Annotated in this window: 14 protein-coding genes; 7 read left to right on the top strand and 7 right to left on the bottom strand. The window is 37.2% G+C overall.

The genetic code is table 11. From position 1 onward, the window contains the following. Positions 1-49: 49 nt before the first annotated feature. Positions 50-520, bottom strand: a complete 471-nt coding sequence (locus tag L2586_RS08495; RefSeq protein WP_235292445.1) for a 23S rRNA (pseudouridine(1915)-N(3))-methyltransferase RlmH — start codon at positions 518-520, stop codon at positions 50-52. Between the two features lie 82 nt (positions 521-602). Between L2586_RS08495 and L2586_RS08490 the strand changes: the two genes are divergently transcribed. Both L2586_RS08490 and L2586_RS08485 read left to right on the top strand, forming a co-directional pair. After that, complete coding sequence (locus tag L2586_RS08490) at positions 603-1,319, top strand: NUDIX hydrolase (protein ID WP_235292444.1); 717 nt, start codon at positions 603-605, stop codon at positions 1,317-1,319. Positions 1,320-1,321: 2 nt separating this feature from the next. Then, positions 1,322-4,084, top strand: coding sequence for an alpha-amylase family glycosyl hydrolase (locus L2586_RS08485; protein WP_235292443.1), 2,763 nt, complete (start codon positions 1,322-1,324; stop codon positions 4,082-4,084). A 546-nt stretch (positions 4,085-4,630) separates the two neighbouring features. Here L2586_RS08485 and L2586_RS08480 read toward each other — a convergent pair. Beyond that, entirely contained in the window at positions 4,631-6,400 is a 1,770-nt protein-coding gene (locus L2586_RS08480) for a SusF/SusE family outer membrane protein (RefSeq protein ID WP_235292442.1), read from the bottom strand. 117 nt (positions 6,401-6,517) lie between these two features. On the opposite strand from L2586_RS08480, the gene L2586_RS08475 reads away from it, so the two are divergent. From L2586_RS08475 to L2586_RS08465, 3 genes are all read left to right on the top strand, one after another. Then, a complete protein-coding gene (locus L2586_RS08475) occupies positions 6,518-9,487 on the top strand; it encodes a SusC/RagA family TonB-linked outer membrane protein (RefSeq protein WP_235292441.1) in 2,970 nt (989 codons plus the stop codon). Between the two features lie 10 nt (positions 9,488-9,497). Next, positions 9,498-11,687, top strand: coding sequence for a RagB/SusD family nutrient uptake outer membrane protein (locus tag L2586_RS08470; protein ID WP_235292440.1), 2,190 nt, complete (start codon positions 9,498-9,500; stop codon positions 11,685-11,687). Between the two features lie 638 nt (positions 11,688-12,325). Further along, positions 12,326-13,714, top strand: coding sequence for a glycoside hydrolase family 53 protein (locus L2586_RS08465; RefSeq protein ID WP_235292439.1), 1,389 nt, complete (start codon positions 12,326-12,328; stop codon positions 13,712-13,714). Positions 13,715-13,773: 59 nt separating this feature from the next. Here the strand turns inward: L2586_RS08465 and L2586_RS08460 are convergent, their stop codons facing one another. From L2586_RS08460 to L2586_RS08445, 4 genes are all read right to left on the bottom strand, one after another. Beyond that, positions 13,774-14,745 carry an App1 family protein gene (locus tag L2586_RS08460; protein ID WP_235292438.1) on the bottom strand — a complete coding sequence of 324 codons (972 nt, stop codon included), beginning with the start codon at positions 14,743-14,745 and terminating at the stop codon, positions 13,774-13,776. Between the two features lie 57 nt (positions 14,746-14,802). Further along, positions 14,803-16,620 carry a glycoside hydrolase family 13 protein gene (locus L2586_RS08455; protein ID WP_235292437.1) on the bottom strand — a complete coding sequence of 606 codons (1,818 nt, stop codon included), beginning with the start codon at positions 16,618-16,620 and terminating at the stop codon, positions 14,803-14,805. Between the two features lie 247 nt (positions 16,621-16,867). After that, the gene (locus tag L2586_RS08450) at positions 16,868-17,527 is read right to left on the bottom strand and encodes a hypothetical protein (protein ID WP_235292436.1); all 660 of its coding nucleotides are present in this window, start codon (positions 17,525-17,527) and stop codon (positions 16,868-16,870) included. Between the two features lie 228 nt (positions 17,528-17,755). Continuing rightward, entirely contained in the window at positions 17,756-19,624 is a 1,869-nt protein-coding gene (locus L2586_RS08445; RefSeq protein WP_235292435.1) for a CocE/NonD family hydrolase, read from the bottom strand. A 361-nt stretch (positions 19,625-19,985) separates the two neighbouring features. On the opposite strand from L2586_RS08445, the gene L2586_RS08440 reads away from it, so the two are divergent. Beyond that, entirely contained in the window at positions 19,986-22,619 is a 2,634-nt protein-coding gene (locus tag L2586_RS08440) for a valine--tRNA ligase (protein WP_235292434.1), read from the top strand. 231 nt (positions 22,620-22,850) lie between these two features. Here the strand turns inward: L2586_RS08440 and L2586_RS08435 are convergent, their stop codons facing one another. Continuing rightward, positions 22,851-23,399: an NUDIX hydrolase gene (locus tag L2586_RS08435; RefSeq protein WP_235292433.1), complete on the bottom strand. Its 549-nt coding sequence runs from the start codon at positions 23,397-23,399 to the stop codon at positions 22,851-22,853. A gap of 101 nt (positions 23,400-23,500) precedes the next feature. Between L2586_RS08435 and L2586_RS08430 the strand changes: the two genes are divergently transcribed. Beyond that, complete coding sequence (locus L2586_RS08430; protein WP_235292432.1) at positions 23,501-25,174, top strand: T9SS type A sorting domain-containing protein; 1,674 nt, start codon at positions 23,501-23,503, stop codon at positions 25,172-25,174. Positions 25,175-25,199 lie beyond the last annotated feature (25 nt).

Here is a 25,199-nt window from a genome sequence, read left to right as displayed (position 1 = left end):
TTTAGATGAAAAACAGTTCAGTCGGATGCTTAGGAATGTAATAGTACTGCTACTCGTTATGGTATTTTTCTCCATTTAGAATGGTAAAAGCTCTGTACATTTGCTCTAAGAAAAACGTCCTAATCATCTGATGGGAAAATGTCATTTTCGAAAGAGAGAGCATTTCCTTAGACTGATCATATACAGACTGATGAAAACCATATGCCCCTCCAGTCAGAAAGATGACCCTTTTATAAGAGCTTATATGAAATCTATTAATTTTTTCAGAAAATTCAACGGAGGTGTACTGTTTGCCTCTTTCGTCTAATAAGATCAGATAGTCTTGTGGGTCTAATTGACTAAGAATCATTTCTGCTTCCTTCGTTTTAATAACGGCTGGATCATTTCCGTGTCCTTTCACATCGTTAAATACTTTGTAGGTCAATTTAGTATATCGCTTGATGCGTTTAAGGAATTCTGCCTCAGCTGAAATAAAGTACTTTTCCTTCGTTTTTGCAATAACCCAATACTCAAATTTCATAATGTGTTAATTTAACACTATCTTCGGTTTTTAGCTAAATTTCTAGCTGAAATGTTAGTTGAAAACTCAAATATACAATCCTATGACTAGAAGTGATAACATTGTACTGGCACTTTCTCCAATAGATGAAGATCTCAAGTTGGCTTTTACGGTTGATTGCGTGATTTTCGGATATGATAATGACGATCTTAAAGTGCTTACGATCGAATGTAATATGGACCCATTCATGGGCATGATTTCATTATTAGGTGATTTTATTACTCAAGATGAAGATGCTGATAGCGCTGCCAAAAGGATTTTAAAATATTGCACAGGGAATGAGGATATCTTTCTAGAAGAAGTAAAAAGCTTTAGTAAACCTGATCGGCATCCATTTGGAAGAGTGATAACGATTGCTTTCTATTCGCTAGTCCCTATTAGCCTTACTAAGCTGACCGATTCAGCAGACAAACACCTGAAGTGGGTTTCAGTAGACGAGATTACGGAGATGGCATTTGATCATAAAGAAATCTTAGACAATTGTCTTTATCAATTGAGGAAAAGCTTAAGAGAGAAGCCGATCGGCTTCGAATTACTCCCGAAAAAATTTAGCTTAAAACAATTGCAGACACTTTATGAGGTCGTGCTTGGAATAGAATTAGATAAGCGAAATTTCAGAAGAAAATTACGATCGTTGAATATCTTAATAGACCTAGAAGAACGTCAGCAAGAAGTAAGTCATCGTCCAGCCAAGTTGTATAAATTTGATGAGCATAGTTTTGAAAAGAAAAGCTCTGATGGTTTAAAATTCGAAATATAAACATGAAAAAATTAATACTATTTTTTTTGCTAATTAGCTTTTACGCTAACGGGCAAGTTGTAAGAACAGAACCTGCTTTTCCATCACAATTTGATGACATTACGGTTTATTTCGATGCGAAACTTGGTGATGGTGGACTCGAGGGATTTACTGGAGACGTATACGCACATACGGGTGTGATTACGAATCAGAGTAGTGGACCGACTGATTGGAAGAACGTTCAGGGTGAGTGGGGAGTTGCATTCCCGAAAACGAAGATGACGCCTGAGGGCAATGATATTTATTCTATTGCTTATAATATTGAAACATTTTATGGGATTTCGGATGATGTCACGGTAGAGTCGCTGTCATTCGTTTTCAGAAGTACAGATGGCAGTGTTACTGGTCGAGATGAAGGTGGAAAAGATATATACGCACCAGTTTATCCACCAGAAACGGGGTTGTTGTTAACGGTAGTTTCTCCTAATTCGAATGGCAATATTTACTTTCCGAATGATAGTGTAGCCATCGAATTTGTGTTGAATGATTCCGCATGGGTGACTGTTACGGATAATGAAACACTGGTTTTTGGCGATTCTACGATGACGGATCAATTTTATATCCACGAACCTGCTATCGGTCTTCATAAGTTAGTTTATACAGCAAGTAATGCAGACGATACCATAGAAATTAAGCGCAATTTTATTGTTCTAGAAGAGGAAGCGAGTTTGGTTGATTTGCCATTTGAGGCGCCACTTGGTTTTTCCTATCCAACAGATTCCACCTATTTGTTTCAGCTGTACGCACCAGGGAAGGAGTATGTATTTTTGTTAACTCCAGATAACAATTTTGATGCAAATTTGTCATATCAACTGAACAAAAGTGTTGATGAAGCAACATTCTGGATTTTATTAAATAAGAGTGAATTTGTAGAAGGGCAGACGATGTATCAGTATTTAGTGGATGGAAGTATTCGGATTCCGGATCCTTATTCTACAGTGGTCTTAGATCCAAATCACGATGGAGGCGTGCCAGCTGATGTTATGGCGGAGTTACCTGATTATCCAGAAGGGCAGACAGAAGGAATTGTGACAGCATTTGATTATGAAAAAGATGCCTTCGAATGGACAAATACTGATGATTATGAGCAACCTGAGCAGACGAATTTAGTGATCTATGAAATGCTTATGCGTGATTTCTTAGATGATCGAAATTTTAAATCGTTAATTGATACGTTAGATTATTTTGAAAAGTTAGGGGTTAATGCAATAGAATTAATGCCAATTACAGAATTCGAAGCGAATCAAAGTTGGGGATATAATGTATCGTTCCATATGGCGCTTGATAAGTATTATGGAAGTAGGAAGCAGTTTAAGGAATTTGTCAATGCAGCTCATGAGCGTGGCATTTCTGTCATTTTAGATGTTGTGTATAATCATGTTTTTAGTCAAAGTCCTTTAGCACAATTGTATTGGGATCCGACAAATTTTAGACCGTCGGCAGATAATCCTTGGCTGAATGTGATTCCTAAGCATCCTTTCAATGTTGGATATGATGTTAATCATGAAAGTTTAGCCACGAAGACCTGGGTGAAGCAGACGTTGGGATATTGGATGGAGGAATTTCATATAGATGGATTTAGATTTGATTTGACAAAAGGATTCACTCAATTAAATTCAGGAGAGAATGCTGATTTAATGGCGCAGTATGATCCTGGTAGAATCAATATATTGAAAGATTATGCAGATTATGTATGGAGTGTAAATGAAGACGCTTATGTCATTCTAGAGCATTTCGCATACAATGAAGAGGAATTGGAGTTAGCGAATTATGGGATGATGTTATGGGGAAATATGAATCATGAGTTTATTGAGGCAGCCCTTGAGAATAAGTCTGATTTGGAATGGTTGGATTATACTGTAAGAGGTTGGGATAGTCCGCATGCAGTTGGATATATGGAAAGTCATGATGAAGAAAGGTTGATGGTTAGATTGCTTGATCGTGGTTTTTCATTAGAAAGGGCATTAGAGAGAATAGAAACAGCGTCATCTATATTCTATATGGTTCCAGGTCCTAAAATGCTTTGGGAATTTGGAGAACTTGGCTTTGATTATTCGATCAATTGGTGTACGAATGGTACGATAGGAGATTGTAGATTGGATCCTAAGCCAGTGGTTTGGGAGTATTTAGAAGAAGAAGATAGGGCAGAATTAAATGATGTGGTGAGTGATCTGATCCATTTAAAAACAAATTATCCTACATTTAGTACGAGTGATTTTACCTTTAATGATGCGAATCAGTATTTGAAAACCATTCATTTTAATCATGATGCTATGGACGCTTTGGTGATGGCCAATTTTAGAGATAGAGAACAGGACTTTATTCCTAAGTTTCAATATACTGGCGTATGGTATGAATACTTCACGGGAGATTCATTGATTGTTGAAAATGTAGAGGATAGAGTGGAATTGTTAAGCGGAGAATATAGAATTTACACATCAGAAAGAATTACTCCTCCGAATGGATTTAGTACGAGCGTTTCGGAAAGTGATGTGATATCTGGGATTACTGTTTTTCCTAACCCTATTCGCGTTGGACAGCGTTTGTATTTCACAAATGGAAAAAAGGTCGATAATGTTGAAGTGTATGATCATTTAGGTCGACTGGTAAGGGTAGAGCATGGGAAGTCAGGAATGATTGTAAATGAAGGATTTCTGCCTGGAATATATTTTCTGAAAGTGTATACTGATCAAGGTATAGAATGCGGAAGTTTTGTGGTGAAATAAGCATTTAATCTTATTGTTTTCTGTGATGGCATCAATGATGTCGGTAGAGATCTAACATCGCTTAAAGTTGCTGTCAGATCGTCAAATTATTATTTGTTAATGCGACACTTCTAGCCTAGCTCTTGTGGGAAGATGAGATGTGAAGTATTTAGAATGTGTCTGAATTTTAGGAATTGTTTATTGCGACACCTATCAACATTGATAGCCTTCCGCTGGTAATTGGACAAGCTACTGGATGTGAGATCATCAGATTGCTCTCTAGCATCTGTAACATTTAGACTCGTAAGCCAGCGGGCGGGTAATTTGTAAAGCAAGGACTACGAAGCTGAATGCGAGTTGGAGTTTAAGTGAGATAAGAAGTTGTTGGGGAAGTATAATTTAGAACCCAAGTAGCACTGATAGCCTCCCGATGATAATCGGACAGGCTGCTGGATGTGGGACCATCTGGTTTCTCTATCACCTAGCAACATTGATCACAAAAAAAAAAGAGACTGCCTAATTGCTAAGCAGCCTCTTTTAAACTTATTAGAGTTGATTTAAAAACATTTACTTCACACTGATAGGCTTAGCTACCAAGAATGTCTTGTTGTACATTTTCACAAAGTAAGTACCAGGTACCAATGTCGAAACATCAATTCTTACGCTCTTCTGAGCAGCACTCACTTTAGAAATTACTTTCTTACCTGTCACATCGATGATTTCAATATTTACATTTCCAGTAATTAACTCAGAATCCATATCGATATTAATAAAGTTATCTGTAGGATTCGGGTAAATTTTCACCTCATTTAATAATGATTCAGAATGAACTGAAGATGGTGGTTGGAAACTATAAGAAGCTTCATCAGATCTAAAAGATACAAAGTATGTACCAGCAGGTACAGGAATATTGTCTCCATCTTGAACGCCAACACCAGAAGGGAAATCAGCTGCTCCCCAGTTAATGGCCCAGTCAGCATTAACTCTGAATTTACACTCTCCTTCTACTAAGTCAACAGGAGATAAAGTCCATAATTGCTCATCTACTGCATCTTTATTCAAAAAGATGTCGCTATCCCATCCGCTATTACCATCATCTATTCCATTGGCACTACCTACGATACCAATTGTATCATAAATTACTAGTTCAATGAATTCGTATGTTCTAGTGGTTGTATTAAAATTGATTATGTATTCACCTTCTGTAACTGGAATATTTGCACTTGTTGCATTGTATCCAGCTATTCCAGAAGGAAAATCTCCACCTCCCCAACTGTCTATCCAATCATTATCTGCTCTAAATTTAGCTTCACCATTTAGTAACTCAGTTCTTAGCGTCCATTGTGCAGAGTCCGTTTCACTTCTTGTCATATCTCTATCTTCTTCCCATCCGTCAGCAGCACTTCCGATTAAACCAATTGTTTCATAATAGATCACTTCTAAGAAATTATAAACTCCCGATTCGGTATTAAAAGTTACCAAGTATCTTCCTGGAATTACCGCAATATTGTCACCAGGCATTACTGCTGTGTCCATTGGAAAAGTCCCTGATCCCCAAGTGACATCCCAGTCATCATTTGCTCTAAACTTGATTTCTCCTTCAGTTAATTCGATATTACCTTCCCATAGATTAGGATCACTTGCACTTTGTACTAAGTAAGTAGCTGAATCCCAGCCACCGCCAGTAGCATCACCAAGAATACCTATAGAAGAGTATGTAACTAACTCTTCGAAATTGTAAGCACCCGATAAAGTATCAAAAGTTATATTATAAGTACCTGCTTTAGTTACAGGAATATCACCTCCAGTTTTGCTAGCTGTACCCATAGGGAAATCATCTCCTCCCCATGCAACTGCCCAGTCATCGTTTAATCTGAATTTTGCTTTCCCTTCCGTCAGGTCTGCTTTTACAAAGAATACACCATTAGTATCTTCATACATGTTGATATCAGATTCCCAGCCATTAGCTGTTGCGTCACCTATTAAACCTATTACAGATTCTACTTCGAATGAGTATGCACCCGATAACGTGTCAAATGTGATGTGATAAGTTCCTGCGAAGACAGGAATGTCATCTCCTCCCTGAGTTCCAATTCCAGTAGGGAAATCAGAAGAGCCCCAGTTCGTATCCCATGTATCGTCTTTTCTGAATTTCACAGCACCATCAATTAATGTGATGTCCATTGTCCATAAATGTGCACTATCTGGGTGTTTTACCATATTGGTATCTACATCCCAGCCACCAGGTGTGGCACTACCAATAATTCCAATTGTCTGGCTATTAGCAGTAAAGAAAAAAGCACACAAAATAGCGCCCATTAGTAAACGTAATTTCATAATATTCTTTGTTTAAATTTTTTAATTTTTAAGTTCTTAATGTCAATTTGACACAAAGTACGGAAAAGTTTTTTATTTTCGCGTTAGATTGATTAAAAAAACATTAAATTAATTTCAATGAACTTCACTAAATTTAATTTGCTTAACGTCGTAACTACACTAATGTTAGGGCTTTGGGTGATTTCACCTGCGATTAGTCAAAAACTAATCAGTGGAATCGTCTTAGATGAGCAAAGTAATGATCCTTTGATAGGCGCAACTATAATCGCGAAATCGGATCAAGGAATAGGTACGACAACTGATTTTGATGGGAAATTTGCATTAGATGTTCCTGAAAATGAATCAGCTGTTATAATTAGTTATACTGGTTATTCGGATAAAGAAGTTGTAATAACTAGTTCTGAAATGGGAACGATTTTACTTTCGTTTGGGGAATTACTGGATGAAGTGGTTGTGGTAGGATATGGAACTGTGAAGAGAGAAGATGCTACAGGATCTATTCAATCTGTGACTTCGAAAGATTTTAACAAAGGTGCCATAACTGGGCCTCAGCAATTGCTTTCAGGGAAAGTTGCCGGTGTCGCAATTACAACTGACGGATCACCTGGCGGAGGTTCTAAAATTCGAATAAGAGGAGAATCTTCTCTGTCTGCTTCTAACGATCCGCTAATTGTTATAGATGGTATTCCATTAGATAATGGAGGGGTTTCAGGAAATCGAAATCCATTAAATGTGATTAATCCGAATGACATCGAATCCATGACAGTATTAAAAGATGCATCAGCAGCAGCCATTTATGGAAATAGAGCAGCAGGAGGTGTAATTATTATTACGACCAAACAAGGTGAATTAGGAAAGAAAATAAGAGTGGGGTATAATGGAAATATTTCAATTGGTAATACTTCTAATCGGGTAGACGTTTTGAACGCAGATGAGTATCGATCTATAGTTCAGGAAAGATATGATGATGGCGATCCAACTACACCAGATCATCCTGCACTTGGATTATTAGGTGATGCTAGTACAGATTGGCAAAGCGAAATTTACCGGCAAGCTATTGGTACAGATCACAATCTTAGTGCCTCGGGAGGCATCGGAGTTGTACCGTATAGAGTTTCTATTGGTTATACCGACATGCAAGGGATTCTAAAGACAGATAATTTTAATAGATATACAGCAGGGATCAATTTATCACCTGGACTCCTCAACAATTCTTTACAGCTGAAGTTGCATTTTAAAGGGATGTTAACTCAAAATGATTTTGCTGATAGAGGAGCTATTGGAGCAGCACTTGGATTTGATCCAACGAGATCGCCAAGAGATCCTGATAGTCCATATGGCGGTTTTACAACATGGACTAATGTGAATGGCAGTCCTAATCCAATTGCACCGACGAATCCAGTTGCGTTACTTGAACTGAGAGATGATCGATCAACAGTGAAAAGATATATTGCGAATGCAAGTGCAGATTACAGACTACCTTTCTTTCCAGCTTTGAGAGCAAATTTAAATGTAGGTTATGATTTTTCAAATGGTTCTGGTTCGGTAAAAATTCCAACAACAGCAGCTTTTGCTTTCAATGCAATTAATGGTGGTGGAGTAGATAATATATATGAGCAAACAAAAGAAAATTCATTACTTGAGTTTTATTTGAATTACAAGGAAACTTTCGGGAAGAACACTTTTGATGTTTTAGGTGGTTACTCATGGCAACACTTTTTTGTGAACAATACCTTTACAAGTTCTAACGTAGCAGGAACGCCTTCTGAAACCCAAACTGGAAGTGATCCAGCGGAATTCTTTTTATTATCACTATTTGGTCGAGTTAATTATAATTATAACGATCGCATATTATTAACAGGAACACTCAGAAGAGACGGAACATCTAGATTCGCTCCTGAGAATAGATGGGGGATCTTTCCTGCTGCCGCTTTAGCGGTAAAGGTGATAGATAATGATAATAATAAGTTTAATAATGTTAAACTACGACTAGGCTGGGGTGTAACTGGTCAACAAGAAATTGGTGATTATTATGCTTACCTAGCAAGATACCAAACTGGTCTGAGCAATGCAGCTTATCAGTTTGGAAATGAATTTATTAGTACATTAAGACCTAATGGTTATGATGGCAATATTAGATGGGAAGAGACAACGACTTATAATATTGGAATAGATTATTCGATTATCAGAGATAGAGTTTCTGGTAGTGTAGATGTATACCAACGAGATACTAAAGATTTATTGAATAGAATTCCAGTTCCAGCAGGAACCAATCTTACGAATTTTATCACAACGAATGTAGGAAACATGCAAAATAGAGGAATTGAATTTGCATTGAACACAACTCCTGTTTTAACCAAAAATATCACATGGGATTTATCGGCTAATTTAGCTTTAAATCGAAATGAAATTACCAAGTTGACCGCAACTGAAGATCCATCTTACATAGGTATTTTAACAGGAGGAATTTCTGGTGGTGTAGGTTCTAATATTCAGATTCATAGTGTAGGTTTTGCGCCAAGTTCTTTTTATGTATTTGAACAGAAATATGATGAAGGAGGGAATATAATAGAAGGCGAATTTGTAGATAGAAATAATGACGGAATGGTCAATGAACAAGACAAGTACCGATTCAAGAACCCTACACCTGATTACTCTATCGGACTGACAAGTAATTTGAGCATTGGAGACTTTGATTTCTCATTTGCAGGAAGAGCTAACATTGGCAATTATGTATATAATAATGTGGCGACGGATATGGGGTATTATGATCGTTTATATAACTCTAATAATACGATATGGAATATTCACCAAGCGGCAATTGATAATAATATTGTTAGTCAGTCGAATGTAACCTTCAGTGATCATTACGTGGTAGATGCTTCATTTTTTAGATTGGATCATATTACTGCAGGATACAACTTTTCTGAGTTGTTAGGACATAATGTGAGGCTTTACGCAACCATACAGAATCCTTTAGTCGTAACTAAATATGAAGGATTGGATCCAGAAATAGGAAATGGAATAGACAATAGTGTTTATCCAAGACCGAGAACCATTTTAATAGGAGTTAGTGCTAATTTTTAAAAAACAGACAATGAAATATATCAAAATATTAAGCTGTGCATTTGTAATTCTAATGAGTGTCAGCTGTTTTAAAGATTTAAATACAGTCCCTCTAGATGAAGATGTTGTAACTGCGGCAGTGGTTTTCGATGATCCAAATTCATACTTGCAAGTACTGGCTAAATTATATGCAGGTCTAGCAGTTTCAGGTCAACAAGGTCCAGCAGGACAGGCGGATATAGAAGGAATAGATGAAGGTTTCGGTCAATATTTGAGAGGATATTGGTACCATCAAGAATTGACAACTGATGAAGCACTTATTGGATGGAATGATCAGACAATCGGTGATTATCATGATCAAGATTGGACTTCTGCAGATGGTTTTACATTTGCCCACTATTCAAGAATATTCTACCAAATTGCATTGGCAAATGAATACTTAAGAGAAACTACGGACGAAAAATTATCATCTAGAGGTGTAGATGCTGGATTGAAAGCGGATATCCAAGGTTTTAGAGCTGAAGCAAGATTTCTAAGAGCATTAAGTTACACACATGCACTAGACTTATTTAGAAATGTACCTTTTGTAACAGAGGAAGATATTGTTGGTTCTTTCTTCCCAGATCAAATTAAGGGAGCAGACTTGTTTGCGTTTATTGAGTCTGAATTGAAAGATATCGAAACTAAAATTGCTCCTGTAAGAACAAATCCTTATGGAAGAGCTGATCAAGGTGCAGTGTGGATGTTGATGGCTAAGTTGTATCTAAATGCGGAAGTTTATACAGGTACAGGAAAATATACGGAATGTCTGGAATATTGTAAGAAGATATTAAATGCCGGATACGAATTGGAACCAGAGTACGAATATTTATTCTTAGCTGATAATCACCTTTCAAAAGGAATTATTTTCCCTATTACCTATGATGGAATTCATACAAGAACTTGGGGTGGAACGACCTTTATTGTCAGTGCTGGAATAGGTGGAAGTATGAATCCAGAAGATTCAGGAGTTTCTGGCGGCTGGGGAGGCGTGAGAACAACTAAAGAATTCGTTCAAAAATTTCCGGATGCAGATAAAGTATTAGTTTCTCCTAATGAAGGAAAAACTAAAAGCTATCCTAAAGTTTATGTACCAGGATCATTTAATGATTTTGACGCTTCTGATACTGATAATTCATTGGCATCAGTGGCATCGGATAATGTTTTCGAAGGATATAAATATTTCCCAGAGGCAGGTACGCAATTTGTTTTCACAACCATTCCGTCACTAGCTTTAAAGTTTGGAGATAATGAAGGGGACGGAATCTTAGAGCAGAATGGTGCTGATATTATCGCAGGAGAAGCTGGTTTATATTATTTCAATGTGAACATGAATGACAAAACGTACAGACTAGAAAGACGAGATTTTGGTATTTTAGGGGATGCGACTTCGGCAGGTTGGGATGGAGATGACATTAATATGGAATGGGATGAGGAGCTTGGTGGATTGAAAGCAACATTAACATTGAATGCTGGCGAATTTAAATTTAGAGCAAATGATGATTTCGCGGTAAATTTAGGTGATGATTTAGGAGATGGAATTTTAACACAAGATGGTGGAAATATAATCATCGAGAAGGGTGGTAATTATGAAATAATCTTATTCATTGACAAGCCAGATTATACATATCAGATCAATTTTCTTGATTTTGACAGACGGAAATTATTTTATACTGAAGGTCAGTCTCTTGAAATAAATGATATTAGTTTGTTTACGGATGGTTATGCAATCAATAAGTTTAAGAATATAAATAGAGATGGAAGTAGAGGTTCTGATGCGGCACACCCAGATACTGATTTTATCATGTTCAGATTAGCGGATGTGTATTTAATGGCTGCGGAATCAATCTTGAGAGGTGCATCGGGTGGTAGTATGGATGAGGCATTACAGTATGTGAATGCGGTAAGAACTAGAGCATTCCAAGGAGAGTCTGCTAACATTAGTTTAGATGAATTGACATTGGATTTCTTGATAGATGAAAGAGCAAGAGAGTTGTATTGGGAATGCCATAGAAGAACTGATTTGATTCGATTTGGTAAGTTTAGCGATACAGATTATACTTGGGCGTGGAAAGGTGGTGTGAAAGAAGGGAAGGCTGTGGAGTCTTTTAGAGATATATTTCCTATTCCGTCTTCTGATATAAGTGGTAATCCTAGTTTGACGCAGAATCCGGGGTATTGAGTGAGGGAGTCGGGAGTCTTAAGTCAGGAGTCGGTAGTCTAAAGTCAGGAGTCTTTGGGTATAAAAATAAGGAACATTTAGATCTGTAAGCCGAGCGAGAGATTGTGGGTAGGTAAGGATTGCAGAGCTGGATGTGGATGTGGAGGTGGAGTCTTAAGTCTAAAGTCTAAAGTCGGGAGTCTAAAGTCGGGAGTCTTTGGGTATAAAAATAAAGGACATATAGATCTGTAAGCCGAGCGAGAGATTGTGCGTAGGGAAGGATTGCAGAGCTGGATGTGGAGGTGGAGGTGAAGAGTCTGAAGTCTGAAGTCCTAAAGTCTAAAGTCGGAAGTCATGAGTCCTGGAGTCTGAATAGTTGATAGAGGATATTTAAATTAAAATTGTGGTTTCGAATGGGTGACTAGTCCGATTTTCATATGATGGTATGACTGTTTTTAAGAAACATTTAGACTCGGACCTGTCTTGCTTTGGCGAGAAGCCAGCGGGATGATTTTGTGGGAAAGCAAGGACTGCGAAGCTGAATGTTTGTTTAGGTGACAGATAATAGTGGATATATAACAGTTGATAGAAAAACCTCCCATATAGCTCATCAGCTACAAACTTTTAACAGTGCTATATGTTATAAAAATAAAGAAGAAATGAACATCCGAATCGCCCTTTTATTACTCTTTATATTTCCATCAATCGGTCAGACACAATCCTTCTACTTCGGAGCAGATCAATCCTACGTTAATGAAATGGAAGATTGCGGTGTGGTTTATAAAGAGGACGGCGTAGCAAAAGATGTGTATCAGATTTATAAAGATCATGGAAGCAATCTAGTTAGGTTACGATTATGGCATACACCGAACTGGTATGATCAATTAAATTCGGGAAAGCGATATTCTGACCTTCCTGATGTCAAAAAAGCAATCAAAAGAGCTAGAGACAAAGGAATGGATGTCTTATTAGATTTTCATTTATCAGACAATTGGAGTGATCCGAGTAAGCAATTGGTGCCTGCAGTATGGCTGTCTGTAGTAGATAACTTGCCAGTTTTACAAGATTCGCTTTATCAATATATCTATAAAACATTAGATGAGCTTCAGAAAGAAGATCTCTTGCCAGAAATGGTTCAGATCGGAAATGAGACCAATAAAGGTATTCTGCTTTCTCCCCAAGATAATGAAGGCTGGAAGCTAGACTGGGATAGAAATGCAGCACTTTTTAACACTGGAATAAAAGCAGTTAGAGACTTTGATGCTTCTATAAAAATTATGATCCATGCTGCTGGTCCAGATGATTCGGTTTGGTTAATGGAACAGTTTCATGATAATGGAGTGACGGACTTTGATGTAATTGGGATTTCTTACTACTGGGCATGGCATAAACCGACGAGTATAGAAGATACACGAGAAATCGTTAAGGGACTTATTCAGAATTACAATAAAGAAGTCATCATCGCAGAAACTGGATATATCTGGACTACTGCAACTAATGATTCTGCAAATAATATCATTTCTGATACGGATCCAAATTATGGGCCTGCGTCTCCCGAAAGTCAGAAGCAATGGCTAATTGATTTAACTAAGGAAATTATCGTAGCTGGTGGATCAGGCGTTATTTATTGGGAGCCTTCTTGGGTATCATCAGGTTGTAGTACACAATGGGGTCAAGGTTCACATCAAGAACATGCTACCTTTTTCGATTTTGACAATAACTTATTGGAACCAGGTGGAATAGAATGGATGGAGTATGACTATGGTCTCACTTCTTCTATTGATATTCAAGAAACATTTGTAGAGAACTTAGACATTAGATTTTTGATAAGAAGCAACTCCGTTTTAATCAATATGGAAAACCATAAGGAAATTGGTGAATATTCATTTCAAATGATCGATACATCTGGAAGAATTATCCAACACGGTAATTTGAATACAGATGAAAACTTAATTCAACTTCGAGATAAAAGTAGAAGTGTGATTATCGTTCAAATTTTTAAAAATCAACTATTGGTAGCTTCAAAAAAAATCATCGTTGGTCAATAGCCTCAGTTATGATTTTAAGGACTGAACATTTAGATAGCATCTAAAATAGCCTTCATTTTTTAAGTGATTAATCCTTTTTCCAGTGCATGTTCCATCATAACTTCAGAAGATTCACTGAGAATTACATCCGTTTGATGTCCTGAATGTTCTTCAATTAAGCTTTTTATTCGACGCGCATTTTTATTGTTTTTAGTTTGCCGAATATAGATCGCCTTAATTTGATCCGGGAAATCGTGAGCCAATTTTATATATAAATCGGCATCTTCAGCTGCGGTATCTCCAAGCATAATAAATGGCAAGTCGGGATGGTTTTTAAGTATTCTTGTGATTGATTTAATTTTGTGATCAGAGAAATGACCAACGGGTTTGATACCATAGTCTCTTAGTAAAATTGGTCCTTTCGGTAACTCTTGCATTTCCATAAAATCCACTAGTAAGTCATAGATGTTCCAAGGACTGTGCGAAATGTAAAAGATAGGATTACTTCCATGTGTGAATTTGCTGAACAAATTAACAATTCCTTCCATCGGCATTCTCTGATGCGCATCTTTAAAGAATGTAGCATATAGCATTTTCAATTTGAAAAGGGATGTAACATTTGTTTTAAGGACCGTATCATCTATATCTGTGATGATACCATATTCCGCCTCTGGAGTGGTATGAAAAACTTCCGCAACTTTAGAAATCCCTCCGGCGATTGAGATTTTTGCATCTAGCAAGCTTGCATTGTTTTCATTCATAAAATCCCAATGCTCGTCAAGTGTGAAATATCCTTCTCTATCGGTTATTAGCTTAAAATCTCTTCCTTCTATAGAAATTTGCACTTCCACACCAGGCACTTCATCCGTTTCAAATCGCTTGAAATTCTTGATGAAATTTCTGATAGCACTCTGACTTTGAGTTTTTAGAATACCTCTATCTTCTAATATTCGACCTTTTAAAAATATGCTCGTTGGGCTTGCATAACCTCTGTATGCATGAATAGTTAATGGCTCCTTGGTGTCTGAACTTACTTTTTTCTTTCTCCACATGTTGTCGCTACTTTATTATCAAAGATGATACTCGAATTAATTGTTCAATGATAATAATTATTCAAGTATATATGCCGTCATGGCTTTTAATTGTAAAGGATTATTGAGATTAATTTCTTGCTTACTTATAATATCCTTTGCTTTACTCTTCGGGAAATACTTTTGATACTTTTTGAAATCAAGTTCGACATTCTGTTCATTCTTATTGAGCAATATGATGACCCTATCATCATTTATGTACCGCAGAAAAACATATACATCATTATTATCTGGTGCGAAGTGAAGCGTTTTCCCATTATGGATAACTTCCTTGTCTTTCCTCCATTTCAAAATTGTCTGCATATATTTTTTGAATTCAATTTGCTCACTTGTAAATGTTGGTTTTTCACCTGGCCACCCGCCTGGAAAATCAGATCTGATCTCCCCGTGATCACCAGTAGAATCTGCCATCAAATATTCTGTTCCATAATAGAATTGTGGAATTCCTCGCATGGTTGCAAAGTAGGCAATTGCAAGTTTCGTTTTGTCAACATCTTTTCCTACTTGAGCGTGGATTCTACTCATATCATGATTGTCAGGAAAAATAACCATATTCATCGGATCTGCATACAAATAATCTAGACCCAACATTTCATAAGCATGATTCCATGACGAGTGCCAATTTTCCTCTTCAGTCAATGATTTGACAACTGCATGCTGTAGTGGAAAATCCATTAAACTTTTTAAGTCAGAGGTATAACCATTAGGATTATCTTTCCCTTTTTGCCAATAAGATACCACAGTAGGGTTTGTATACCACTCCTCTGCAACAATATTGAAATGAGGATATTCTTTCATAACAGCTTTTGTCCAGTCCGCCATAAAATACATGTCGGGGTATGGGTAGGTATCTTGCCTAATCCCAGATATTCCTGAGTATTCTATCCACCAGAGTGTATTCTGAATTAAATATGTAGCCATGGAAGGATTGCGCTGATTGAGGTCGGGCATAGAAGGTACGAACCACCCATCAGTAAATTGCTTTTTGTCTTCATCCGTTGAATAGGGATCTAGAATCACTGTTTTACGGTGGTTGGTATTGGTGTATTCTGGCCACTGATTAATCCAGTCTTTCGTAGGTAAGTCATCCATCCACCAATGCAACAGTCCACAATGGTTTTCGATCATATCCATGATGATTTTAATGCCTTTTTCTCTAGCGACATCACAGAGATTTCGATATTCTTCATTCGAGCCATATCGCGGATCGATCTTATAATAATCTGTTGTAGAATAGCCATGATAGGAATAGGTTTTCATATCATTTTCTAAGAGTGGATTTAGCCAGATGGACGTAAACCCCATGTCTTTAATATAATCAAGATGATTCACGATTCCTTGAATATCGCCTCCGTGTCTACCTCCTAATAAGTTCCTATTTGCTTTTTCTCTGAGGCCATCTACGTTGTCATTGTCAGTATTCCCGTTAGAGAATCGATCTGGTGTAATGAGGTACATCACATCTGAACCATTGAATCCTTCTATATTCTTACGTTGTGGATTTCTAGCTTCGAGTGGATAATCGTGGCTAAGCGCTATTTTTTCATTTTTATATAGGTCAATTTTTAAGCTACCTGGAGCTGCATCCGCTGATATTCGAATCGTTACAAAGAGGTAATTTTCATTTTCAAAGGATTTGTGAGAAACAAGTTCTACACCTTTCTTATCAAATTTCGGTGTCAATGTTGCCAAGTCTTTGCCATAAAGCATAATCTCAATTTCATTGTATTCCATGCCTATCCACCAGTTCGGAGGTTCCACACGTTCGATGGATTGAGCATTTAATTGGATGTGAATAAAGCAAGCTAAAATGGCTAAAAGTAGAGTCTTTTTCATTAAAACAATTTTCTTATATTTTGATTATCGAAATAGATAGTAATATAAGAAAATCGAGATGAAATGAGAAGGATAAAATGAACAAGGCGACACTTATATGCTGGTAACGAGTGTGGGTGAGAAGTGAATATTATTTTTGGATTTTGGGCTCCAAGAAAGATCTGTCACCTTGTCCGCTAACCAGCTGATTTTAGCTGGTGCGCAATGCTCTACCAAAAGTTACTAATCGAGAAGAAAGTTAGGATTCCTAAAACTTATACGATAATCCTAATCCATCAAATAATATAAACCTGAAATCTAACCCATCATAATCAAAATCTGGATTATTGCCGAATGTTTTATTGGCCTTTATGGTTGCGTAATCCATATAAAAAGTACTCGTAAGGAAGACGTATAAATTATCAGTGATATTAGTAAGGAAAGTAAGCTGACCAGCGACACCTATGGCTCTTCTGTTATATTGAAAATCTAAGACTGGAACTTCACCTGGGAGATTAAAATCAGCTTTGAGATTAACAAATGATCCTCTAACACCTGCCGCCATAAAAAATCCAAAATGTTTGAAATTTGTCTGTCTTTCAACTCCTAAGAAAAGTGCATTGTTGTAAAATGTACCATTACTTACGATACTATCATTTGAAAGATAAGGAAATGCACCGCCCACTTTACCGCTAAGTTCTGCTTTCATAAAGTATGGAGTAGATTTAAATCTTCGTAAATAACTTAAGGACATATCATTAAACCTTGGATAAGCTGATAATCTACTATCAAAATCAGGGCTAAATAAAGTACTACCTACAAGTCCATATCGAATTTCGTGGTTCCGAGTGGTATCAATTTGTGCTATTGAAACATTGACAAGGATAAGAGTTAAAATTGCAAATGTGAGTAAGGCTCGTAATTTCATGACGATTAATTGTGGTTAGAAAAAATCGACTCTACTTTTATAACGATGATTGTAAAGTTTTATTTTAGTCGTTTAGTCGTTAAGTCTAGAGTCTTAAGTCTTAAGTCAGAAGTCTGCAAATCTGGAGTCTTTAAGTCGAAAGTCTAGAAGTCTGGAAGTCCTAAGTCTTAAGTCGTTAAGTCAGAAGTCGTTTAGTCAGAAGTCGTTTAGTCTTGAAGTCCTAGAACCTTATTCTCCTTTCTCTCTTACAATAGGTAGTTTTATACTACTCGGGAATTCAGTTGAATGATGTATCGAATTCTTAGCTACAACGCCTTCACTTTCGTCATAATTATTTCCTCCAGTATTTAGATTTCGTACGAATCTCGGGAAATTACTGCTTGATATTTCTATTCTAATTTGGTGCCCTTTTTCGAAATAATTACTTGTAGACATTGGGCTCATCTCTATTTTATACACTTCGCCATCCTTCATAAATACTTCCTTATCATAACCTTCTCTATATCTTGCTCGTTGTATGGTTTCATCAAGATTATAGGCAGTTCCATCTGGATATACATCGATTAACTTAATCGTGAAATCAGTATCCTTAGCATCAGATGAAACATAAAGTGTTGTTTCTATAAAGCCTGAAACTTCCACTCCCTCAGCCAATGGCTGCGATGTATAAACCAATATATCATTTCTAGTCTCCATTTGTCGTTGGTCAAATGCTCCACCTTGAATCGCATTTCCTGTGCAACAAACATTTCCACCATAACTCACCACAGGATTCAATGGATCATATACAAATTGGTCTGGAGTATCGGTTTTTGGTGGCTTAGTCGTGAGCATTCCGTCACCGTAAAGACTGTTGGCTTTTCCGTTGCTGCTTAAATAAAAAGACTTGGATTCAGTTCCTTTTGGTGGAAAGACATCGCTTGTTTTCCATTCATTTTTCCCCATTAAATAGTAATGTACTTTTGGCTTAGAAAGGATGTCATTTTGCTCACCTTTTAACCAATAGTCAAACCAGCCGTACACGAGTTCATCATAATCGAGCCTTGCATCACCTACGCTTCTTTCACCTACGATTGTGTTTTCTGTGGCTCTGGTGTACCTGCAATGCAGGGTAGGGGCGATGACTAAATATTGATCATCACGAGCTTTGCTAACATGATTGTACAGTTCGAGATTCGGTGCAGTCGAAACATCATACCACGATACAAACCAATATCCAGGAATGTCAATTTCCATATTTTCGTGGTAAAGCCCACCTTCAAACCACTTCGGATCATTAGGTTTTCTTGTGATCATTTCTTCGAAAATTCCTTTTGGACCATCTACATTTTTGATGATATCTTGTACAGGAAGATGCCATAACTTTTCCTCCCAATCCACCTTAGGGTATTCGGGTGCCATGTCATAAAACTTTTGTAGTCTTAATAAATCTTCTTGGGCAATGCCAGGTGCAAGTTTAGGTGCATCAGGATCGTGCTGGACACCATATAACCAAGCGAAGAATAACATTTGTTCCGCTCCGCCTCTATACCAGTTGCCTTGTTCATAAAATCGGCCCACTGTACCGACTCCTGCTCCGAAACCTTGGGGAACCATCGCTCCGTGTGAAGGGTGATCTAATGCTGCAACCGCCATTTGCCATTCTGCAGTAGAAGAACAGCCGAGTGTTCCTATTTTGCCATTGCTCCATTCTTGATCCTTCATCCAAGAAAAAGCATCATATCCATCGGTTAATGGTGTTCCTAATATGTCCCATTCTCCCTCTGAGAAAAACCGGCCTCTTTCATTCTGAACAACATATGCATATCCTTTCTTGATGGCTTCATACGCTCGAGCATAGGCTCGCGTGGATTCTTCCCCATCTCTCCACGAATTAAAATTGTATGGAGTTCTGGAAAATATAATGGGTACCTTTTTATCTGTCTTCGGGCGGTATATGTCTGTAGCTAATCTCACACCGTCTCGCATAGGCATCATTACCTTTTGATCGACGATTGCAATTTCTTTTAAAGCTTCAAGGCTAATATTTTGTGCTTCAGAATTAACACTGCTTAGAATAATGAATAATAATAGTAGAATAGATGTGGCGGCTTTCATTTTTAAATGTTTGTACCAAACTACAAATAGATTTGGACATTTTCTGTAAACCTATAAAGCTAAATGCTAAACTATTAACCTGAATTCCAATTATCCTTACTCGTAATTATTTGATGATAATCATACTTTAATGAGGAAATTTAGTGTAGAATATGAGGGAGATTTAAGGTCTTTATTGGAGATGATTGATAGAAATCACAGAAATCCAACATTTTCTGCGTTAGATCGCTTCGATTTAGCCCGTTAAATCTTCATCGATGTGCCTTGATATTGACGTTTTCTAAGATTTTTTCTTCGCAATTATAACCCGATCTCAGGTTATTAATCTTACATTTGACCTCTTAAATAAAATGATAAGCAATTGAAATTATCCACAGAATATAGTCCGGTAGAAGTTGAAGACAAATGGTATGCTCATTGGGAAGCGAAAGGTTATTTCCATTCGGAGCCAGATGAAAGAGAAGCGTTTTCAGTAGTTATTCCACCACCGAATGTAACAGGAATGTTGCATATGGGGCATATGCTTAATAACACCATTCAGGATATTCTTATCCGTAAAGCCAAGTTGGATGGGAAGAATGCGTGCTGGGTACCTGGAACAGATCACGCTTCGATTGCTACAGAGGCAAAAGTGGTAAGGATGTTACGAGAGCAAGGAATAAAGAAATCTGACTTAACAAGAGAAGGATTTCTAGAACACGCTTGGGAATGGAAGGAGAAATACGGAGGAATTATACTTCAGCAGCTGAGGAAACTAGGTGCCTCTTGTGACTGGGACAGGACAGCATTCACAATGGATGAAGAACGTTCTAAGGCAGTAATGCAAGTATTTGTAGATCTCTATAATAAAGGGAAATTGTACAGAGGTCTTAGAATGGTGAATTGGGATCCAGAAGCTAAGACGGTATTATCAAACGAAGAAGTATTATATAAAGATGAGCAATCACATATATACCATGTAAGATACCAGATAGAAGGAAGTGAGGACTTTGTAACGATTGCAACAACACGACCAGAGACGATTCTCGGTGATTCTGCTATTGCAGTTCACCCGGATGATTCTAGATACACTTTCCTACATGGGAAAAGAGCCATTGTTCCTTTAGTTAATAGATCTATTCCGATCATTTTCGATGAGTATGTAGAAAGAGAATTTGGAACCGGTGCGTTAAAAGTTACTCCTGCTCACGATGTGAATGATTATGAAATAGGGAAGCGGCATGAGTTAGAAGTTATCGAAGTTTTAAATGATGATGGAACCATCAATGAAAATGGTGGACTAGCACATTATGTAGGAAAGTCAAGATTTAAGGTTCGAACCGAAATCGTAAAGGAACTGGAATCTTCGGGAAATCTCGTAGAAATTAAACCATATGCACATAATGTAGGTCGATCAGAAAGAACGAATGCAGTTGTAGAGCCGAAACTATCGCTTCAGTGGTACGTGGACATGAAATCCTTGGCGGAACCTGCACTGGAAGCAGTAATGACGGATGAGGTAGAATTCTTTCCAAAGAATCAGAAGAATGTTTACAAGCATTGGATGGAAAATATTAGAGATTGGTGTATTTCAAGGCAATTATGGTGGGGACATCAGATACCAGCATGGTATTATGAGGATGAAGTTTTCGTAGCGACCACAGCAGAAGAAGCACTTTATCAAGCGCGAGCAAAAACAGGTAATCATGAATTAGAAATTTCAGATTTAAGACAAGATGAAGACGTTTTAGACACCTGGTTTTCTTCTTGGCTATGGCCAATGTCTGTTTTCGATGAATTCAGTACTAAAGAGGAAATTGACTATTATTATCCGACGAGTGTTTTAGTAACAGGATGGGATATCATCTTTTTATGGGTGGCGAGAATGATAATGGCTGGATATGAATGGAAACATGAAAGACCATTCAAGCATGTTTATTTCACAGGGATGGTTCGGGATCAGAAGCGTCGTAAAATGAGTAAGCAGCTCGGGAATTCTCCGGATGCCCTAGAACTTATTTCCCAGTTTGGAGCAGATGGTGTTAGATATGGAATGTTATCAAGTTCCCCAGCTGGTGGTGATTTACTGTTTGATGAGAAATTAGTCGATCAAGGTAAAAAGTTCTGTAATAAATTATGGAATGCACTTAGAATGTTTAAAAACCTGGAAATAGATGATTCATTAGAAACACCTATTGAAAATAAACTTGCAATCGAGTGGTTTGAGCAAAAAAAATCAGCCATTTTAAATGATTTGGCTTCTAATTTTGATCAATATCGATTATCAGAAGCTTTGGTTTCGCTGTATAGTTTTGTATGGACGGATTTCTGCTCTTGGTATCTAGAGATGGTTAAGCCAGATTATGAAAAACCGATTGACAGCTATACCTATGAAAAGTCAATGGATCTTTTTGAAGATTTATGTTTGATGTTGCATCCATTTATGCCATTTATTACGGAAGAAATCTGGCATAAACTGAAGGATAGAAAAGAAGGAGAAGATTGCATGAATGGATCATGGCCGAAGGCAACATCTTATGATAAGGAGATCATTGCTAAGGTGGAAAAAGCGAAAGATGTTATTTCTAGAGTTCGTGAGATTAGGAATAAGAATGGAATTAAGAAAAATGAGCCATTATCTGTTTTGGTTGAAGAGAGTAAAGGAGCGCAGGATTTATTAGCGGTCAATGGTGTTAAGGAAATATTGATAAAGCTTGCAGTACTGTCCGGGATAGAGTGGGTGAGTGGGGAACCTGAAAAATCTGTTGGTTTCTTATCTGGAACTGAAAAGTATTATGTGGAGATTGAGCAAGAAATTGATGTAGAAGCAGAAAAGGAGAAGTTGGAAAAGGATTTAGCACATGCAGAAGGTTTTGTAAATTCTGTTGAGAAAAAATTATCCAATGAAAGGTTCGTCAATAATGCGCCAGAAGCAGTTGTGGCTATGGAGCATAAGAAGTTAGCAGATGGTAAGGAGCGGGTTCGGATTATAAAGGCTAGTTTGGAGAAGTTGTAGGAGTCGGGAGTCTTGAGACTTGAGACTTGAGTCTTGAGATTTAATGGAGCTTGGACTTTAGTCCGAGAAGGAAAGAACGAGATCGAAGATCGAGTGAATTTCAGTTTAAGAAAGTTGGAGAAATCTCGCGCTGAAGCACGAGGTCCAGTTAACACTTGAGTTTCAAAGGGAAGATAAGAATAGAAATATTAAAAGGACCTTGAATTTTAATCTGCGAAATCTGTGGGAAAATTATGAACGTTTCTCTTCCATATATAACCATTGCCAAAGTGCAGTTGAGTGCATACTCTGAACAATTTCATTTTTCTCTAATAAACCTAGTACGTCCTCTTTTGTGAGCAGTTTAACATTAATATCTTCGGTACGATCTAAATCTTGGTCTTTAATCCTCTTTACACCTTTAGCAAGGTAAATAAATGCAGTATTAGTATGTGTTCCAGGGTTCGCACAAGTTTTTGCGAAAAATTCCCATTGACCTCCACCATAACCAGTTTCTTCTAACAATTCTCTCTTCGCAGCAAATAGAGGATCTGGGTCATCATCATCGATCACACCGGCAGATAATTCCATGGAAACAGTACCATAAGCATGTCTATACTGTTCAACAAAAATAAACTTATCGTCTTCTGTTAAAGCAAGTGCAATCGCCCAATCTGGGTATTCCAACACATAATAATTATCCAAGATTTCTCCATTCGGTAGTTCAACTTTGTCAACTCTAGTAGTAAACCAAGGTGGATCTTTTGCGATATACTTAGATGATAATACTTTCCATTCCATCGGACAAAAATACTCAAGAAAATGATAATGTTTTGAGAGGTTGCTAGTTTCACCTATATTTATGCTTTAATAATGAGAACGGTAACTAGACACAATTACATATGAAATTAAGAATACTAAGTGGAATAGCATTTATATTAGTGATGTTGATGACAAATGTTGTCATCGGTCAAACTGATGGAAATGATTTTGAATTTATTGTAAAATCTCCTTCAAGTGCAGCGGGAACTTATACATGGGGAGGAACTACAGATTTCGGACCGGCCATTACTAAAAGTTTATGTGGTGAATTGGTCTGGGCTGAAGATGGAGAGACAGAAGGCTGTGAATCGATTACGAAAGATTTATCAGATAAAATAGCATTAATAAGAAGAGGGACATGTGATTTTAGCTTGAAAATATGGAATGCGCAACAAGCTGGGGCAAAAGCAGTTGTTATCGTTGGACATGATCAAGATCCGAATGGTGAAGGAGCGTTAGTAGGAATGCTAGCTGGTGATAATGCGGATGACGTAACCATACCTGCAATATTTATTTCATATACATCGGGCTTAACTATTGTTCCAGCGGTAGAAGCCGGCACAGTGGAAGTTTGCTTTGAAATTCTGAGTTTTTATTCCACTTTCGGACCTTATTCTTATTCCACTCCACAGAGTCAGATTGTTCCTATGGAAAATATGAGTGTGGTAGTTATTAATCAGAGCAATGAGGATAAAATAGGAGTTGAAACTAAATTGCAAATAACTAACCCTTTAGGTGAAGTTCAGGAAATTGTTTCTGTGGATGATATACCAGGCGATGGTCAAGCATACTTAATTGAATTCGATGCTTATACACCAAAAGAAATTGGGGAGTATGAAATGAAATATATAAGTGGATTAGAGGATAAGGAGGTCAATAGGAAATTTGAGATCACTGAAAACACATTTGCAACAGATGATGGAGTAATTACAAGAGGAATCGGTCCTGATAGTACGACATTTGCGGATGCAGAATATTTTTATCAGTTCGGAAGTTTGGTTGTTCCCGGAAAGAGTGAAATGGCAACCCATGTATCCTTTGGCTTAGCAAATGGTGCTGAACTTTTTACGGGTGATGCTAATGCAGATATTGTTTTGATCGCCATTTACAACGCGGATAATAATGGAGATGGAGCGATAGATATTGCTGATCAAGGTGTTTTAGACTTTCAACCTTTTGGTGATCCAATAGAAATTGGTATTTATGAATTGACAGGAAATGAAACGATTAATGATGTTATTTCGGTCGCATTGGATAATCCGCTATTATTAGAAGAAGGTAATCTTTACTATGTTTCTGTAGCATATGATGCAATAGAAGCAGGAACTGGTATCGCACCGGAATTCGCGGCAACTGCGAGTGTGGATTATCCGAGAATATTGGTAACAGCATTGGATTTGGATGCATTATATACAGGATTTGAGAATGCTTCATTAGTATGTAGACTTCATGTAGAAGGATTTAGTAGTGTAGTCGAACATAACAAACCATTGTCAGCTGATAAATTGAAAATTCTAAGTAATCCGATTCAAAATAGAAGATTGGCTTTTGAATTGAATTTAACAGAACCTTCCGATAAAATAGATGTGCTGATAAGAAATTTAGAAGGTAAATTAATAGAGCATATGGAATATGCAGATAGATCAAACCTTAGTGAGCAAGTAGACTTAAAGGGTATGCCGAGTGGTACTTATTTTTTAAATGTCATTACTTCTGAAGGATTTCGTTCTATGAAATTTATTATTGCTGATTAAGAAAAGTTGTCTTAGGACTTGAATC

Origin of the sequence: Portibacter lacus, from assembly GCF_021533215.1 — a bacterium.
Classification (GTDB): Bacteria; Bacteroidota; Bacteroidia; order Chitinophagales; family Saprospiraceae; genus Portibacter; species Portibacter lacus.
The sequence above is the reverse complement of the archived record's forward strand: the minus strand, read 5'-3'. Positions and strand labels throughout refer to the sequence as shown.